This is a genomic window from Neomegalonema perideroedes DSM 15528, assembly GCF_000374145.1.
Classification (GTDB): Bacteria; Pseudomonadota; Alphaproteobacteria; order Rhodobacterales; family Rhodobacteraceae; genus Neomegalonema; species Neomegalonema perideroedes.
The window spans coordinates 1,449,891-1,467,014 of sequence record NZ_KB893653.1 but is presented as its reverse complement, the minus strand read 5'-3'; the positions used below and the strand labels follow the sequence as shown (position 1 = coordinate 1,467,014).

Genomic DNA, 17,124 nt, shown 5'->3' with positions numbered 1-17,124 from the left:
TTAGAGCGCCGCCTCGACCCGCGCCGCGACCTCCTCAGGCGTCCAGGCGCGCCATTGGTCCTTGTTCTCGCGCAGGAACTGGAGCGCCGCCTCCTCGGCGGATCCGTCGGTCTCCTGCATCCAGGCGAGCAGGTTCGAGACCTGCTGTCCGGTCGTCTCATAAGCGCGGAGGAATTCGACCAATTGCGGCGCGGCCTCCACGAATTTCGGATTGGCGCTGATCGTCACCTCGATCACGGGAAAGGCCGTGGCGGCGGTCACTTTCTCCGGATCCTCTTCGGCCTGCATGGCGTCCCAGATCGCCTGATCGAAGGGCGGCTCCTCCAGCATGGTCACCTGATCGCCCAGCTTGCCGAGCAGCCAAGTCGGGCCCCAGTAATAGAAGACGATGGGCCGCTTGCGCAGGACCGCCGCCTCGATGGCCCCCGAGAGCGCCGCGCCCGAGCCGGGACGGAAATTCACATAATCCTCGGTCAGGCCATAGGCGTGGAGCTTCTTGGTCGAGACGCCTTCGGCGCCCCAGCCGGGCACGCCGTTGTAGAAGCGGCCTTTTCCGGGCTCTTCGGGATCGCGGAAGACCTCCTTGAAGCGCGGCAGATCCTCCACCGACTTCAGGCCCTCGGCGGGCGCGCCCTCGGCGGTGAGGTAATTCGGCACGAACCAGCCCTGAATCGCATCGGGGAAATTCACCCCGAGATCCACGGCTTCGCCCTTTTCGATGGCGGGGTCGTAGATGTCGCGCACGTTGTCGCGCCACATCTCCATGGTCACGTCGACGTCGCCGCGGATCTGCCCGTTGAGCAAAGGCACGGTGGTGCCCGGCAGAACGTCGGTGCGGCAGCCATAGCCCTTTTCAAAGATGAACCGGGCGATCTCGGTGTGGACGGCGTTGGAATCCCAGTCCAGCCCCGCGAAGACGATGGGGCGGTTCAATTCGCAGGCCTCGGCCTGAGAAGCCGCGGAGACGCCCAGAATAGAGAAGAAGCCCAGCGCGACGCGCGCGCCGGCCTTGTGAGAAAATCGCATTGTGAACTCCGTCGCCCCGCCTAAGCGAAGCTCAAGAGCCGGCGCTGACGACAACACCGACGCTCGTTGAGGGTCTGGACGCAAGACGGAATCGCCGACGCCCGAGCGAAGCGGCCTCGCCCGTTCCGAAAAGACGAAGGAAGGCGAGAACCAAAGCCGCCTTTGCGCGCGTCGGCGCAGGCGGCTCCAGAGCGACGCCCGGCGTAGGGCGCGCTGAAAGATGACGGAGATGTAACCTCTCAAGAGGCCCGCGTCAAACCTTGAGGTCGAAAAAACGCCCCCGCCGCAAGGGCTCTGCGGCGGAGGCTCTGAAAATTCAAGGCTTTGGCGAAGGAAAGATCAGGCTTCGCCGCAGAGGGGGCGAGGCTTATTCCCGCCCGCGCGCCGCATCGACGCTCCAGGGGCCGGGGCCGGCGAAGACGAAATAGAGAAAGACGAAGCAATAAAGAACCGCCGCGTCGCCGCCGTTCTGAATCGGAAAGAATTTCTCCGGGGTCTGATGCCCGATGAAATAGGCGGCCGCGCCGAGGCCCGAAGCGAGGAAGGCCGCCGGGCGCGTGAACAGGCCGAGAGTCAGCAAGACGCCGGTGATCAGCTCGATCACGCCCGCGATCCCATAGATCGACGTGATCGAAGGGCTCATCCCGGTCGCGGGAAAGCCGAGCAGCTTGGCCGTGCCATGGGCGAGGAACAGCAGCCCCGCCATGATGCGCAGCAGGCTCAAGACCTGCGGGCGGAATCCGTTGAGCTTCAGGGCGAGATCGTTCATAGGGCCACCTTAGTTTTTCCAAGGACAAGAAATCCGAGTCTCCTTATCGGATTCTCCGGCCGCCGAACATCCCGCCTCCGCGCTTCGTGATCGCGCCGGGAGGAGCCCCCGCGCTTTTCTTTCCGGACGGCGGGCGCTATGGCTCGAAGGCCCCCAGCTGAGGAAGCCGCCATGCGCCCCGACGACTCCGCCCCGACGCCCGCTCCGGTCCTGCTCGCCGATTACGCGCCCCCGCCCTATCTCATCGACACGGTCCGCCTGACCTTCGAGCTGGAGCCTCAGGCGACCCGCGTGACGGCGGCTCTGGCCATGCGGCGCAATCCGGCGGCCTTGGTCGAGGCGCCGCAGGATCTGCGCTTCGACGGAAGAAGCCTCAAGCTGATCGCCGCCTCGCTCGACGGGCGGCCTCTGCCCGCCGCCAATCTGCGGATCGACGAGGAGAGCCTGAGCGTCCCGGCGGCGCTGGTCCCTCAAGATGCGCCCTTCCTCTGGGAATGCGTCACCGAGATCGCGCCTGTGGACAACCTCGCCCTTGAAGGGCTCTATATGTCCAAGGGCATGTATTGCACGCAATGCGAGGCGCAGGGCTTTCGCAAGATCACTTATTTCCTCGATCGCCCCGACGTCATGGCCGCCTATGAGGTGCGGATCGAGGCGGATAAATCCTCTTGTCCGGCGCTGCTCTCCAACGGCGATCCCCTCGCGCGGGGCGATCTGCCGGAAGGCCGCCATTTCGCCGAATGGCGCGATCCCCATCGCAAGCCGAGCTATCTCTTCGCTCTGGTGGCGGGGAATCTCATCGCGCATGAGGATCGGTTCACGACCGCCTCCGGCAAGCCGGTGGACCTCAGGATCTACGTCCGCCCCGGCGACGAGAACCGATGCGCCTACGCCATGGATTCGCTGAAACGCGCGATGAGATGGGATGAAGAGGCCTATGGCTGCGAATATGATCTCGGGCTCTTCATGATCGTCGCCGTGGACGACTTCAACATGGGCGCCATGGAGAATAAGGGCCTCAACATCTTCAATTCGAAATATGTCCTCGCCAGCCCCGAGACCGCCACGGACGCGACTTACGTCAATATCGAATCCATCGTGGCGCATGAATATTTCCACAATTGGACCGGCGACCGCGTGACCTGCCGCGACTGGTTCCAGCTCACGCTGAAAGAGGGCCTGACCGTCTTTCGGGATCAATGCTTCACGCAGGATCAGCGCTCGCGGGCGGCCCATCGCATCGCCGACGTCATCGCGCTGCGCGGGCGGCAATTCGCCGAAGACGCCGGACCTCTGGCCCATCCGCCGCGCCCCCGCAGCTATCTGGAGATCAACAACTTCTATACGGCGACCGTCTATGAGAAAGGCGCCGAGATCGTGGGCATGCTCCATCGGCTGCTCGGGCCGGAGCTTTACCGCAAGGCCACTGATCTTTACCTCAGCCGCCATGACGGCGAGGCCGCCACGCTGGAGCAGTTCCTCGCCTGTTTCGAGGAGGTGTCCGGCCGCGACCTCCAGCAATTCTTCCGCTGGTGGACTCAGGCCGGAACGCCGCGCCTGAAGCTCTCCGAAGCCTATGATCCCGAGGCCCGGCGCTATGCGCTGACCGTGGCGCAGCAGGTTCCGCCCACCCCCGGCGAGCCGAAGAAAGAGCCGCTGCATGTCCCGCTTGCGGTGGGGCTGCTCGGCGCGAACGGCGCGCCTCTGGAGATCGGCGGCGAGGGCGAGGCTCAGACGAAGATCCTCGAACTCACGGCGCCGGAGCAGGTCTTCGTCTTTGAGGAGATCGCCGAAAAGCCCACCCTCTCCTTCCTGCGGGATTTCTCGGCGCCGGTCATCGTCGAGCGCGAGGTCGAGGATTCCGAGCGCGCCTTTCTGCTGACTCATGATCCCGATCCCTTCAACCGCTGGGAGGCGGGGCGCGATTTCGCCCGCTCCACCCTGCGCGGCCTGATTCGCGAGATTCAGGCGGGCGGAGACCCGACCGGCGGAGAGGATTACGCGCGGGCGCTCGGCGCGACTCTGGCCGATTCGCGGCTGGAGCCCGCTTATAAGGCTCTGCTCCTCGCCACGCCCCCCGCCGAAGAAATGGCCTCCGAGGCCGCCCAGCGCGGCGAAACCGCCGATCCCGAGGCCATCCACGCCGCCAAGACCCGCCTCGCGCGGCTTCTGGCGCGGCGCTTGGAGCCGGAGCTGCGCGCGGCCTACGCCGAATTCGGCGCGCCCGAGCCCTATTCCCCCGACGCCGCCAGCGCGGGACGTCGGGCGCTGAAGAACGCGGCGCTCGGCTATCTCGCCGCGCTCGACGGCGATTTCGCCGCCCGTCAATTCGACTCCGCCGCCAATATGACCGACGAAGCCGCCGCCCTGAGCGCCCTCGTCGCCGCCGGAGCGCCTCAGGCGGAGGCCGCCCTCGCCCGCTTCCATGAGCGCTGGCGCAAGGATCCGCAATTGCTCGACGATTGGTTTCTGCGTCAGGCTCTGGCGCCGCGCGCCGATCTCGTCGAGCGCATGGAGGCTCTGACGCGCCATCCGGATTTCGAATGGCGCACGCCCAACCGCTTCCGGGCGCTGATCGGCGGCTTCATGGCGAATCACTGGCGCTTCCACGCCGCCGACGGCTCGGGCTATCGCTTCGCGGCCCATTGGATCGGACGGATGGATCTGCTCAATCCGCAGATCTCCGCCCGCATCGCCAAGGGCTTCGAGACCTGGCAGCGCTATGACGAGACGCGTCAGGCTCAAGCCCGCGCCGCCATGAACGACATGCTGCGCGCCGAGCGCAAGCCTTCGAAGAATCTCTATGAGATTCTCAGCAAGATTCTGGAGTGAGCGCCATGGCTCCGGCTTTTCGGGTGTTGTTCGTCTGCCTCGGCAACATCTGCCGCTCGCCCACGGCGGAGGGCGTCTTTCGCCATAAGCTTCGGGAGGCGGGGCTTCTGGGCCGCGTCGAGACGGATTCGGCGGGGACGGCGGGCTATCATGTCGGCCATCCGCCGGATCGGCGGAGCCAGGCCGAAGCCTTGCGGCGCGGCGTGGACGTCTCGGGATTGCGGGCGCGTCAGGTCCGGGCGGCGGATTTTCAGGATTTCGACCTGATCCTCGCCATGGACGCAGCCAATCTGCGCGACCTCAAAGAAAAGGCTCCGCCGAGCGCGATGGCGGAGCTGAAGTTATTTCTGGATTTCCTCCCGGGCGCTTCCTCTGTCGCGCGCGAAGTCCCGGATCCTTATTACGGCGGCCCCGAAGGCTTCGCCGAGGTCTTCGACCTCTGCGCTTCGGCGGCCGACGGTCTTCTGGAGGAGGCGCGCCGCAGAATCGGTCCGGGCCGCGCCTCCTCCTCCCCCAAGACCTCTGAATGATTACGGGAAGCTGCGCTCGGCGGCGGCCTGATACCGGCCTTGGGCGCGGCAGCTGTCGGGATCGGCGTCGCAATGCAGGCGGACTTGGTCGATCCAGTTGCGATAGCGCGAGACCGGCGTGAAATACATGTTGTAGCCCGGCGCGGAGCAGGGGCCGAGCGCAGCGCCGCTGCGCGCGTCGCGGCCGCCCGGATCCACGCCCGAGAAGACGCCGATGGTCAGCGCGACGCCGTTCTTGCGCGTGAGCAGCGGGCCGCCGCTCTCGCCGCGGCAGATGCCCCGCAAAGCCCCGTTGACCGAAGAGACCGTGACGAAGCCGCGCGGCTCGACCTCGGTGACCTTGACCTCGGCGCGGCGGAGCGTATGGGCCGGATCGACCGGACCCGAAACGCGCCAGCCCGCGGCGTGGGCCAGATCTCCCGCGCGCACCACTTCGGCGCTTTGCGGCGGCAGCTTCGCGGCGGTGTCCACCAGAGTCTGCGGCAGCGGCTCGTTGAGCCGGATCAGCGCCACGTCATGGTCGAGGGTGCCCGTATTGGCGCCCGCATGGCAGACGGCGTCCACGGCGGTGCGCATGACCACGCCGCTTTCGATGTCATGCGAGCCGGAGATGATCTCGATGCGCGACCAGCCGCCTTCCGCCACGCAATGGGCGGCGGTCAGGATCCAGCGCGAGTCGATGATCGAGCCGCCGCAATTGACCATCTCGGTGCTGACGCCCCCGGCGCTGGCGGTCTCGCGATGGATGATGTTGAGCTTCGCGATCCAGGGAAACATCGGATCGCGCTGCTCGCCGATGCGCTCGGGACGGTCGCGGCGATAGCGCTGGCCGACCTCCGACGAACCCGCCTGAGTGCGCAGGCCCGTATTGGGCGCGCCGCAGGCGTAGGCGTTGAGCCCGGTGAGGCTGGAGCGCGGCGCGGACTGCGCCTGAACGGCGCTCGTCGCCAACACGCTCGCGCCAAGGGCCAAGCCCAGAGCCTTCTTGAACGACATGGATCCCTCCTTGCGGGACCTCCCCCCGAGGTCTTGATCCGGAGCTTGGGCCGAAACTCTCAATCGAAACTAAACGCCGGAAGTTTTTCAAAGTAAAACTATAGATGCTTGGCTCCAATTTTATGGAATACGCCCAAGTCGGCGCGAAAACCCGTTAATTTCCGAGAACTTCCTATGGCTTCGCCAAAATTCCGCCAAATTTCGCACCGGATTTTATAAATCTCGTCTTGAATTCTAGGACGACGGCCATATTACGCGGCACGATCCATTTCGTTCGAATTTTATCTTCTCGTCATGGCCCTCCTTTCGTCTTGCGGCGCACGAAAAACCGGCTCCGGGCCGAGCCCTGAAAGGGCCTATGGTTTTCGCTTGCCAATCCGCGCGGCTGGGCCGAATCTTTTCCCGCAACTGCGAAGGGATGCGGGAATGACGATGGATTTTGCGACTCTGGCGCCGCTGTTCGCGCTTCTGGCGGCGGTGGGGGTCTTCGCAGGGCTGATCGCGGGGCTGCTGGGCATCGGCGGCGGGGCGGTTCTGGTGCCCGCCTTTTATTACGTGTTTTCGGCGCTCGGCTTTCCGCAGGACCATCTGATGCATGTGGCGGTGGGCACCTCTCTGGCGACCATCGTCTTCACCTCGCAACGCTCCGTGCGGACGCATTCCGGCAAGGGCGCGGTGGATTGGGAATTGCTCAAGGCCTGGGCGCCTTGGGTGGCCGGAGGCGCGGCGCTCGGCGGGCTGGTCGCGGGGAGCCTCGACACGCGCGGGCTGATGATCGTCTTCGGCTCGCTGGCTCTGCTGACCTCCGCGCAAATGGGCCTCGGCAATCCCAAGACCCGGCTCGGCGAGGCGCCCCCCGCCGGCGGAATCCGGGCGGCTTGGGGTTTGGGGCTCGGCTTCCTCTCAGCGCTGATGGGCATCGGCGGCGGCGCCTTCGGGGTGGCGATCCTCTCGCTGTACGGCGTGGCGATCCATCGGGCCATCGGCACGGCTTCGGGCTTCGGCTTCATCATCGCCCTGCCCTCGATGCTGCTCTTCATCCTCACCGGCTGGGGCGAGCCCAACCGCCCGCCCTACAGCCTCGGCTATGTGAACATCCCCGCCTTCCTGCTGATCACGCCTCTGACGGCGCTTCTGGCGCCCTATGGCGCGCGGCTGGCCCATAAGCTCGACGTCAAGCCGCTCAAGCGGATCTTCGCGATCTTCCTCGGGCTGATCGCGCTGAACATGCTGCGCAAGGCTTTGCTGGGCTGATCAGGGGCGAGACGAATAAGGCGGCTTGGAAAAGGCCGCCCGATGGGCTTAAAAGACCCCAGCCTGCGCAAAAGCCCTCCTTGGGAGACCCTTTGAATGTCCGTCGACGCTGAAGACGTCCGCCGCGCCGCGAAGCTCGCGCGCATCGCCGTGAAGACCGAGGAGCTGGAGCCTCTGGCCGCCGAGCTGAACGGCATCCTCACCTGGATCGAACAGCTCAACGAGGTGGACGTGGAGGGCGTCGAGCCGCTCACCACCCCCAACGTCGCCGACGCCCGTCAGCGCCCCGATGTCGTGACCGACGGGAATATTCAAGAGAAGATCCTGATGAACGCCCCGGAAACCCGCGAGGGCTTCTTCGTCGTGCCTAAAGTGGTGGAGTGAGCGTTATGACCGACCTGACCAAGCTCACCCTCGCCGAGGCCCGCGACGGCCTGCGCCGCAAGGATTTCCGCGCCGTCGAGCTGACCGAGGCCCATAACGCCGCCGTCGCCGGGGCCAAGGCGCTCAACGCCTATGTCCATCCGACGCCGGAATCGGCGCTGGCCATGGCCGAAGCCGCCGACGCGCGCCTTTCCGAAGGCGAGGCGCCCGACCTCTGCGGGTTGCCCATCGGCGTGAAGGATCTCTTCGCCGTGGAGGGCGTGCCGACTCAGGCGGCCTCGCGGATTCTCGAAGGCTTCCTCCCGCCCTACGACTCCACCGTCACGGCCAAGCTGCGGGCGGCGGGCGCGGTCTTCCTCGGCAAGCTGAACATGGACGAATTCGCCATGGGCAGCTCCAATGAGACCAGCGTCTACGGCCCCGCGATCTCGCCTTGGCGGCGCAAGGGCGAAACCAAGCCTCTGACTCCGGGCGGCTCTTCGGGCGGCTCCTCGGCGGCGGTTTCGGCGGATCTGGCGCTGGCGGCGCTCGGCACGGATACGGGCGGCTCCATTCGTCAGCCCGCCGCCCTGACCGGCATCGTGGGCCTCAAGCCGACCTATGGGCGCGTCTCGCGCTGGGGCGTGGTGGCCTTCGCCTCCTCGCTGGATCAGGCCGGGCCGATGACCAAGACCGTCCGCGACGCGGCGATCTTCCTGAAGGCCTTCGCGGGCTTCGATCCCAAGGACTCCACCAGCGCCGAGATCTCGGTGCCCGATTACGAGGCCGCTCTGGGCGGTTCGATCCGGGGCAAGCGGATCGGAATCCCGAAGGAATATCGCGTCGACGGGTTGTCCGGCGAGGTCCAGAGCCTCTGGGACCATGGCGCGCTGAAATTGCGCGAGGCCGGGGCGGAGCTGGTCGAGGTTTCTCTGCCGCATACGAAATACGCCCTCGCGGCCTATTACATCGTGGCGCCCGCCGAGGCCTCTTCGAATCTCGCCCGCTACGACGGCGTGCGCTATGGCCGTCGGGCCAAGCTCGCGCAGGGCGACGGAATCGCCGATCTCTATGAGAAGACCCGCGCCGAGGGCTTCGGCCGCGAAGTCCGCCGCCGCGTGATGATCGGCGCCTACGCCCTTTCGGCGGGCTTCTACGACGCCTATTATCTGCGCGCTCAGAAGGTCCGCGCGCTCATCAAGCGCGATTTCGACGAGGCCTTCAAACAGGTCGACGCCATCCTGACCCCCACCACCCCCTCGCCCGCCTTCGGGCTCGGCGAGAAGACCAATGATCCGGTGGCGATGTATCTGGAGGACGTCTTCACCGTTCCGGTGAACCTCGCCGGATTGCCCGCCGTCAGCCTGCCCGCCGGGCTGGCGCAGCAGGGCACGCCGCTCGGGCTTCAGCTCATCGGGCGGCCTTTCGACGAATCCGGCCTTCTGGCCCTCGCCGAGGTTCTGGAGCGGGATTCGGAATTCTCGGCCAAGCCCGCCCGCTGGTGGTGAGCTTCGATTTCAGGGCGCCGCAGCGTCGATATTGACGCCCGGCGCCTCGCGTCTTAGTGACAGGCGCAAGGGACAAGACGCAATCTTGCGATTGGGAGGCTCCGTCATGAAGATTCTGACGCCCGTGAAACGGGTGATCGACTATAACGTCAAGGCGCGCGTGAAAGCCGACGGCTCGGGCGTGGATCTGGCCAACGTCAAGATGTCGATGAATCCTTTCGACGAAATCGCCGTCGAGGAGGCGGTGCGTCTGAAGGAGGCCGGAAAGGCCACGGAGATCATCGCCGTCTCCATCGGCGTGGATAAAGCGCAAGAGACGCTCCGCACGGCGCTCGCCATGGGCGCCGACCGCGCGATCCTCGTGCAGGCGGCCGCCAGCGTCGACGAGGACGTCGAGCCTCTGGCCGTGGCCAAGATCCTCAAGGCGATCATCGAGGCCGAAAAGCCCGATCTGATCATCATGGGCAAGCAGGCCATCGACAACGACAGCAACGCCACCGGACAAATGCTCGCGGCGATGCTCGGCTGGCCTCAGGCCACCTTCGCCTCCAAGCTGGAGCTTGAGGACGGCGCGGCCAAGGTCACCCGCGAAGTCGACGGCGGACTCCAGACGATCAAGGTGGCCCTGCCCGCCGTGGTCACCACGGATCTGCGCCTCAACGAACCGCGTTACGCCAGCCTTCCCAACATCATGAAGGCCAAGAAAAAGCCGCTCGACGTCAAGACCGCCGCCGATCTCGGCGTGGACGTGGCGCCGCGTCTGACGGTGGTGAAGGTCTCCGAGCCGCCCGCGCGCAAGGCCGGAATCAAGGTCGGCTCCGTCGAGGAGCTGGTGGCGAAGCTCAAGACCGAAGCGAAGGTGCTCTGACATGGCCGTTCTTCTGCTCGCCGACGCGCAGCTCGACGCGACCGCCAAGGCCGTGACCGCCGCCCAGAAGCTCGGAGGCGAGGTCCATGTCCTCGTCGCCGGACAGGGCGAGGCCGCCGAGGCCGCCAAGCTTCAGGGCGTCGCCAAGGTTCTGACCGCCCCCGGAGACGCGCATGGCCTCGCCGAGCCTCTGGCGGCTCTGCTGGCGGCTCTGGCGCCGGGCTACACGCATATCGTGGCCGCCGCCACCTCCAACGGCAAGAACATCCTCGCCCGCGCGGCGGGGCTGCTCGACGTGATGATCGTCTCCGACGCCATCGGCGTGGTGGACGCCGAAACCTTCGAGCGCCCGATCTATGCGGGCGCGGCGATCCAGACCGTGAAAAGCTCCGACAAGATCAAGATCGTGACCTTCCGCACGGCCGCCTTCGATCCCGCCCCCGCGACCGGCTCCGCGCCGAGCGAGGCGGCTTCGGCCGCGGCTTCGGGCGGCGGCTCGGAATGGATCTCGGACGAGACGGTCAAGAGCGAGCGTCCCGAACTGACGGCGGCGAAGATCGTCGTCTCGGGCGGACGCGGCGTCGGCTCCAAGGAGAACTTCGCCATCATCGAGAGCCTCGCCGACAAGCTGGGCGCGGCGGTGGGCGCCTCGCGCGCGGCGGTGGATTCCGGATACGCCCCCAACGACCAGCAGGTCGGCCAGACCGGCAAGGTGGTCGCGCCGCAGCTTTACGTGGCTCTGGGCATCTCCGGCGCGATCCAGCATCTGGCGGGCATGAAGGACAGCAAGGTCATCGTCGCGATCAATAAGGATGAGGAGGCCCCCATCTTCCAGATCGCCGATTACGGCCTTGTGGGCGACCTTTTCGACATCGCGCCCAAGCTGGAGAAGGCTCTGGGCTGAGCCTTGGGCTCCGCCTCTTTTCAGGCGGAGCGAGCTTCAGTATAAGACGCGGACCGACAAGGCGCGCGGCCCTGCACGGGCCGCGCGTTTTCGCGCGCCCGAGGCGGTCCGCCCTGAACGCAGGAGGCCCGCCCATGGCGCGCGACCGTTTCGACATCTGGCTGGATCAGGCCCGCGCGGCGCGTCTGGGGGGCGGATGGAGGATCGGCCTCAGCGTGATCCTGTCGCTGGCCGCGGCCTTGACCTGTCAGATGCTGCTGACCATCGCCCTGTTGCTGGCGATGGGCGCAGGCCCCGGCGGCTTCGAACAATTCTCCAGCTTCGCCAGCACGACGATTCTGCTGCTCTCCTTCGCGGGGATCTGGATCGGCGTCTTCGCCCTGCGCTTCTGGCTGCACGGCCTGACGCCCTCGACGATCTGGGGCTGGAGCCGCCAATTCGAATGGCGGCCCTTCTGGGGCGGAGTCCTGTGCGCCGTGCTCGGGCGGATCGGTTTCCTTCCTCTGCTCTGGGCCTATCTGTTCGCCTCCGGACATCTCGCGGCGGCGATGGCGACGGGCGCCGCTCCGGCGCAGGCGGGCGGCCCGCCGGACGGGCTTCTCTGGTTCGCCGTTCTGCTTTTTCCGATGGCGATCCTGCAATCCGGCGCGGAGGAGATGCTCTTTCGCGGGCATATGACGCAAATTCTCGCGGCGCGCTGGCGGCCTTGGGTCGGGCTCTGGTCGAGCCTGCCGCTGCTCCTCTTCGCGGGGCTCCACATCACCAGCGTGAGCTCTCAGACGGAGGCCGGCATGGTCTGGGTCCAGATTCTGTTCGCGGCGGGCATGGGCGCGATCACTCTGGCCATGACCCGCGCCGAAGGCGGGATTTCAGGCGCCGTCGGCTTTCACGCGATGAACAACTACATCGTCTTTCTGCTGCTCTTCCTGTCGGGCGGCGACGTCTCGCCGGATGCGGCGCTCTCCTCCTCCGGACTGCCGCCCCTGAGCCTGATGGTCACGATGGCGCTTTATCTCGCCTCTTGTTTCTGGGCCTTCACGACTCCGCATCTGCCTTTCGGGCGCTGGATCGGACTCAAGGCGTGAGCGGCGGCCTGAAGCTGGTCAAACATTCCCTGAGCATCCGGGGGCACCGCACCAGCGTGACTCTGGAGGCGCCTTTCTGGGCGGCCTTCCGGGCGCTCGCCGCCGCCGAGGGCGTGAGTCTGGGCGAAATGGCCGCCCGCATCGACGCCGAGCGCCTGAAAGAGGGAGAGCTCAATCTCTCTTCGGCCATTCGGGTGCGGGCGCTCAGGGCGGCGCTGAAGGGCGAGATCGGCGAAGCCTCCTCTTAGCGCGTTTTCCGACCTAATCGGGTCGTTCAAACGCTCCAACTCTTTATTCTGTCGCGCTTTCGCGACGCGAAACCTGATCGGTTTCGCTGGAAAACGCTCTAATGCGGCGGCTCGCGCAGATGGGGCAGCTTGGCGTTGCGCGGATTCTCCTGATGCCCGGACACGTTCTCGCCCGCCGAAGGCGGCAGACGCAGCAGGATCGGCGCGCAGAGCAGCGCCAGCCCCGCCAAAACCACAAAGGCGAAGGAGAAATCCGACACCGCAAGCTCCGTCCGCCCGTCGAGGCCGCGGCTCGTCTCCAGCAGCAGCGCCGCGAGCGTCACGCCGCAGGCGATGGAGACCTGCTGCATCACGCTGGAGAGGCTGGTGCCCTGACTCATCAGATTATTCGGCAGATCGGCGTAGGCCATGGCGTTGAAGGCCGTGAACTGCAGCGAGCGCAGAAAGCCGCCCGCGAAGATCAGGCCGAAGATCAGAAAGGCGGGAGTCTCGACGCTCATCGCGCCGTAGAGGCCCAGAGAAATCGCCGTCAGGAAGACGTTGACCGTCAGCACCCGCCGAAAGCCGTAACGGCGCAGCAAAGGCGGCGCCGCGAATTTCATCGAGAGCGCGCCCGCCGCTCCGGCCATGGTCAGAAGGCCGCTCTCCATGGGCGTCTTGCCGAAACCGAGCTGCAGCATCAGCGGCAGAAGGAAAGGCCAGCCTCCGATGGCCAGACGAAAGACCGACCCCGCCGTGACGCTCACGCGATAGGTCTGGACGTTGAGAATCCGCAGATTCACCAGAGGATGCGGCGTGCGGAAGGCGTGGCGCGCGTAAAGCGCGAGGAATCCGGCGCCGCCGAAGATGATCAGCATCTCGATCCAGCCCGCCAGCATCCCGACGCCGCTCACCGCCACGCCGAAGACCAGCCCCGTCATGCCGAGCGCCGAAAGCAGAAAGCCCGTCCCGTCGAGGGGCGGCGGGTTCTCCTCGCGGAAATTCTGGATGAAGATCGTGGCCAGAACGAAGCCGAGGATTCCAATCGGAATGTTGATCCAGAAGATCCAGCGCCATTCGAAATAGGTGGTGATGAATCCGCCGAGCGGCGCGCCCATCACCGGCCCGAGCAGCCCCGGAATGGTCAGCCATGAGAGCGCCCGGACGTAATCCTTGCGCTCCACCGAGCGCAGCAGCACCAGACGCCCCACCGGCACCATCATCGCCCCGCCGAGCCCCTGCACCACGCGCGCGCCGATGAAGCCCTCCAGCGAGCTGGCGAAGCCGCAAAGCGCAGAGCCCGCCGTGAAGATCACGATGGCGGTGCGGAAGACGGTGCGGGAGCCGTAGCGGTCGGCGCACCATCCGGAGATCGGCGTGAAGACCGCGATGGAGAGCAGATAGCTCGTGAAGGCCAGTTTGAGCGCGATGGGATCGACGCCGAGATCCTGCGAGATGGCCGGAAGGGCCGTCGAGAGCACGGCGGAATCGAGATTCTCCATGAAGAGCGCGCAGGCGATGATGAGCGGAATCAACATGATTCAGGAGGTCCGGCGAGTGGGGAGGGACAGGCCGCCCCCTATGCGCCTTTCTCCGCAGCGCGTCGAGGCCCGCCCGCCGCCCGCCGCCCCCCATATGGCGCCCGATGTGACGCGAAAGCCGCGGATGGGGTTGTTCGCGTCTTCCGATCCTGAGCCCTCGCGCGGCCAGCGGCTCCAGAGGCGCGAGGCCACAGGTCGCGGAGGCGGGAAGGTTGAGTTCTTTTAACTCCCTCAGCCCGGCCAGAGGCGTCAGGTCGCTCACGGAGGCGCAGGAGAGAATCAGCGCCTGCGACTCCGTCAGGCGCGAAAACTCCGGCGGCGGAGTTTTCAGCGCCTCAAGATCCGAAACCACAACTCTCAGGCGGCGCTTTCGGTCGAGGGGCTGAGCCGGTCCATCGGCAGAATCGCCCGCGCCACTCCGCCGCCGCCCTCGCGGCGCTCGACGATCAGGCGTCCGCCGTGGCGCTCCATCACCCGCAGAGCCGTCGGCAGACCAAGCCCGAGCCCCCCATGCGCCCGGGCGTAGCTTTCATCCCCGAGCGAAAAGGGCTTCATCATCTGCTCCGCCAGAGCCGGATCCACGCCGGGGCCGTCGTCCTCCACCCGGATCTCCACGCCCTCGCGGGCGTAGCCCACCCAGAGGCGCACCTCGCCGCCCGGAGGCGTGAACTTCACCGCATTGTCGATCAGCTTGCCCAGAGCCTCCGCCAGCAGCCGCACGTCCACCCGCGCCCGCGGCAGGCCCTCGGCCAGATGGGTGCGGATCTCCACGCCCGCCCGCATCGCCGAAGGAGTCGCGGCGCGGGCCATGTCGGTCAGGAAATCGCCAAGGCTCGTCTCGACCTCATGCAGAGGATCGGCGCCCGAATCCACCCGCACGAAGTGGATCACGCTGTTGATCAGGCCCAGAAGCTGACGGCCGCTCTCCAGAATGGCCTCGGAATATTCGCCCTGAGGGCTGTCGGTCGGGGATTGGTCCGAGAGCAATTCCGCGAAGCCGATCACCGCGTTCAGAGGCGTGCGCAGCTCATGGCTCATATTGGCGAGGAAGCGCGTCTTGGCGGCGCTGCCCTCCTCCGCGAGGGCCTTGGCCTCGCGGAGGGCCTGCTCCGCCAGAGTCCGGGCGGCGATCTCGCGGCGCAATTCGGCGTTGACCGCGCTGAGCGCCGCGGTGCGTTCGGCGACGAGGGCCTCAAGATGGGCGTTCATGCTCCGCAGAGCCAAAGCCGCCCGACGGCGCTCCAGCTGGGCCTCGATGCGGGCCACCGCCACCATCACCTCGACGGGCTTGGCCACGTAGTCGTTGGCGCCCGCGTTCAGCGTCTCGACGATGCTTTCCTGATCGGCCCGCGCCGTGACCATGATCACCGGCAGATCCGAACGCCCCCAGGAGCGGCGGATGATCTTCAAAGCGTCCAGCCCGCTCATCTCGGGCATCATATAATCGAAGAGCGCCACGTCCGGCGGCGAGCGCTCGATGAGCGCCAGAGCGTCGGCGCCGGAGGCGGCTTCCGCCACGGCGTAGCCGCGTCGGCGCAGGCGCCGGGCGAGCATGTCGCGGCTTTCGAAGGAATCGTCCACCACCAGCAGCCTCGCCGGCTGATTGGAGGCTTGGGGAGAGAAAGCCGTCATGAAGCCCTCGGCGGCTGGAGATGGCGCGGATCAGGCCGCATCTTCGACTTCTCCCGGCCCGAAGCCCGAACTCCGCGCGGGAGCGGCGGCTTCGGGCTCTTCGCGCGAGGCGGCGGCGTATCCCGGGGGCGCGAGGGGCAGGTCTATCGAGAAGACGCTGCCCACCCCCACGACGCTGCGCACATGGATGTCTCCGCCGAGCAGCCGCGCGAGCTTGCGGCTGATGGCGAGCCCCAGCCCGGCGCCCTCATGCTTGCGGGCGCTGGAGCTGTCGAGCTGGGCGAAGGGCTGAAAAAGGCTCTCCACCTGCTGCTGCGACATGCCCGGCCCGGTGTCGCCCACCTCGAAGATCACGCGCGGCGCGGCCCCGGGGACGTAGCGCATGGAGATCCGCAGCCCGACCTCGCCCTGTTCGGTGAATTTCGCCGCGTTGCCGAGCAGATTCACGAGGCACTGGCGCAGGCGCTGCTCGTCGGTGACGAAGCCTTTCGGCTGCTCCAGAATCTCGACGGTCATAAGATTGCCCTTGCGGGCGGCCAGAGGCGCGAGGGTTTCGGTCACGTCGCGCGCGAGATCTCCGGCGTCCACCGGCGACCAGTTGACCCGCATGCGGCCGCCCTCGGCGGTGGTCATGTCGAGGATGCCGTTGATCATCTCCAGCAGGCCCTGCGCCGAACTGCGGATGCGGTCGGCGTCGGGGATCAGCTCATGGGGATCGGCGCCGTGGCGCAGCTCCTCCTTGATGAGCTCGGCGTAGCCGATCACCGCGTTCAGAGGCGTGCGCAGCTCATGGCTCATCACCGCGAGGAATTGCGTCTTGGCGCGATTGGCGCGATTGGCGGCGTCGCGGGCGGAGGCCAGTTCGCCGATGGCCGCGTCATAAGCGAGGTCGCGCCGCTCGATTTCGGCGATCATGGCGTTGAAGGCCTGAATCAGATCGTCCACTTCTCCGTCCGGCGAGCGGTCCAGCCGACTGGAGTAATCCTTCGTCTCCGCCAGCCGCCGCATGGCCCGGCGCAATTCACGCAGCGGCTCGCCCACCGTCGGCCAGAGCCGCAGGGCCGCCAGATAGGACAGCCCGCTCGCCAGAGTCAGGATGATCCCCGCCACGATCAGATGATTCTGCAACAGGGTCATCGGCTGGACGCGCCGCGCCATCAGCCGCACCGAGCCCAGAACCCGGCCTTCAGGCGAGATCACCGGCGCATAGAACAACACGCTCGGCTTTTCGTTCAGGCCGTCGGGATTGCGCACGAAGCTGGAGAGGATCGTCCCGTCCGGCGCCGCCAGCTTGACGCTGTCCACGCCCGGCGCGCGGGCCATCATGGCGAAGGCCTCGTGCATCTGGGCGTCGGGACGGGCGGCCATGCCGACCGCCGCCGTCAGGGCCAGACTCTGGGCGAGGCGGTTGTGATGGTCGCGAAAGCTCAGATTCTGCGAGATGTAGTCGCGCACGCTCATGGCCGCCGTCGCGGACAGCACCGCCAGAAGGCTGGCGAGCATGGCCACCCCGAGGATCTTCGTGCGGAAAGAAGATCGGCGTTTCGTCTTCTTCATCGTCGTCCGGCGGGCTGGCCCGCTGGACGGCG

The 17,124-nt window shown here is 66.6% G+C and carries 15 protein-coding genes; 9 read left to right on the top strand and 6 right to left on the bottom strand.

From position 1 onward, the window contains the following. Complete coding sequence (locus B161_RS0106830) at positions 1 to 1,026, bottom strand: ABC transporter substrate-binding protein (protein ID WP_018632622.1); 1,026 nt, start codon at positions 1,024 to 1,026, stop codon at positions 1 to 3. A 367-nt stretch (positions 1,027 to 1,393) separates the two neighbouring features. Further along, positions 1,394 to 1,795, bottom strand: a complete 402-nt coding sequence (locus tag B161_RS0106825) for a DoxX family protein (protein ID WP_018632621.1) — start codon at positions 1,793 to 1,795, stop codon at positions 1,394 to 1,396. Positions 1,796 to 1,966: 171 nt separating this feature from the next. On the opposite strand from B161_RS0106825, the gene pepN reads away from it, so the two are divergent. Then, complete coding sequence (gene pepN, locus B161_RS0106820; RefSeq protein ID WP_018632619.1) at positions 1,967 to 4,627, top strand: aminopeptidase N; 2,661 nt, start codon at positions 1,967 to 1,969, stop codon at positions 4,625 to 4,627. A 5-nt stretch (positions 4,628 to 4,632) separates the two neighbouring features. Then, entirely contained in the window at positions 4,633 to 5,157 is a 525-nt protein-coding gene (locus B161_RS0106815; protein WP_018632618.1) for a low molecular weight protein-tyrosine-phosphatase, read from the top strand. On the opposite strand, the gene B161_RS0106810 is transcribed toward B161_RS0106815, so the two are convergent. After that, positions 5,158 to 6,153 carry a serine protease gene (locus B161_RS0106810; RefSeq protein WP_018632617.1) on the bottom strand — a complete coding sequence of 332 codons (996 nt, stop codon included), beginning with the start codon at positions 6,151 to 6,153 and terminating at the stop codon, positions 5,158 to 5,160. A 426-nt stretch (positions 6,154 to 6,579) separates the two neighbouring features. Between B161_RS0106810 and B161_RS0106805 the strand changes: the two genes are divergently transcribed. The 7 genes from B161_RS0106805 (at position 6,580) to B161_RS0106775 (ending at position 12,383) form a co-directional block, all read left to right on the top strand. Continuing rightward, a complete protein-coding gene (locus B161_RS0106805) occupies positions 6,580 to 7,407 on the top strand; it encodes a sulfite exporter TauE/SafE family protein (protein WP_018632616.1) in 828 nt (275 codons plus the stop codon). 96 nt (positions 7,408 to 7,503) lie between these two features. Beyond that, positions 7,504 to 7,791: an Asp-tRNA(Asn)/Glu-tRNA(Gln) amidotransferase subunit GatC gene (gene gatC / locus B161_RS0106800; RefSeq protein WP_018632615.1), complete on the top strand. Its 288-nt coding sequence runs from the start codon at positions 7,504 to 7,506 to the stop codon at positions 7,789 to 7,791. Positions 7,792 to 7,796: 5 nt separating this feature from the next. Next, entirely contained in the window at positions 7,797 to 9,278 is a 1,482-nt protein-coding gene (gene gatA, locus B161_RS0106795; protein ID WP_018632614.1) for an Asp-tRNA(Asn)/Glu-tRNA(Gln) amidotransferase subunit GatA, read from the top strand. Positions 9,279 to 9,384: 106 nt separating this feature from the next. Further along, entirely contained in the window at positions 9,385 to 10,146 is a 762-nt protein-coding gene (locus tag B161_RS0106790; protein WP_018632613.1) for an electron transfer flavoprotein subunit beta/FixA family protein, read from the top strand. A gap of 1 nt (position 10,147) precedes the next feature. Further along, complete coding sequence (locus tag B161_RS0106785) at positions 10,148 to 11,050, top strand: electron transfer flavoprotein subunit alpha/FixB family protein (protein ID WP_018632612.1); 903 nt, start codon at positions 10,148 to 10,150, stop codon at positions 11,048 to 11,050. Between the two features lie 134 nt (positions 11,051 to 11,184). Continuing rightward, on the top strand, positions 11,185 to 12,135 hold the full coding sequence (locus tag B161_RS0106780; protein WP_026310254.1) for a CPBP family intramembrane glutamic endopeptidase: 951 nt from the start codon (positions 11,185 to 11,187) through the stop codon (positions 12,133 to 12,135). Next, positions 12,132 to 12,383 (top strand): ribbon-helix-helix domain-containing protein, encoded by a 252-nt coding sequence (locus B161_RS0106775; RefSeq protein ID WP_018632611.1) that lies wholly within the window; start codon positions 12,132 to 12,134, stop codon positions 12,381 to 12,383. Before B161_RS0106780 ends, B161_RS0106775 begins: the two co-directional genes overlap by 4 nt. 98 nt (positions 12,384 to 12,481) lie before the next feature. Here the strand turns inward: B161_RS0106775 and B161_RS0106770 are convergent, their stop codons facing one another. From B161_RS0106770 to B161_RS0106755, 3 genes are all read right to left on the bottom strand, one after another. Further along, positions 12,482 to 13,900, bottom strand: coding sequence for an MFS transporter (locus tag B161_RS0106770; RefSeq protein WP_018632610.1), 1,419 nt, complete (start codon positions 13,898 to 13,900; stop codon positions 12,482 to 12,484). A 360-nt stretch (positions 13,901 to 14,260) separates the two neighbouring features. Next, positions 14,261 to 15,535: an ATP-binding response regulator gene (locus tag B161_RS0106760; protein ID WP_018632608.1), complete on the bottom strand. Its 1,275-nt coding sequence runs from the start codon at positions 15,533 to 15,535 to the stop codon at positions 14,261 to 14,263. A 30-nt stretch (positions 15,536 to 15,565) separates the two neighbouring features. Further along, positions 15,566 to 17,092, bottom strand: coding sequence for an ATP-binding protein (locus B161_RS0106755; RefSeq protein ID WP_083922898.1), 1,527 nt, complete (start codon positions 17,090 to 17,092; stop codon positions 15,566 to 15,568). Positions 17,093 to 17,124: the final 32 nt, after the last annotated feature.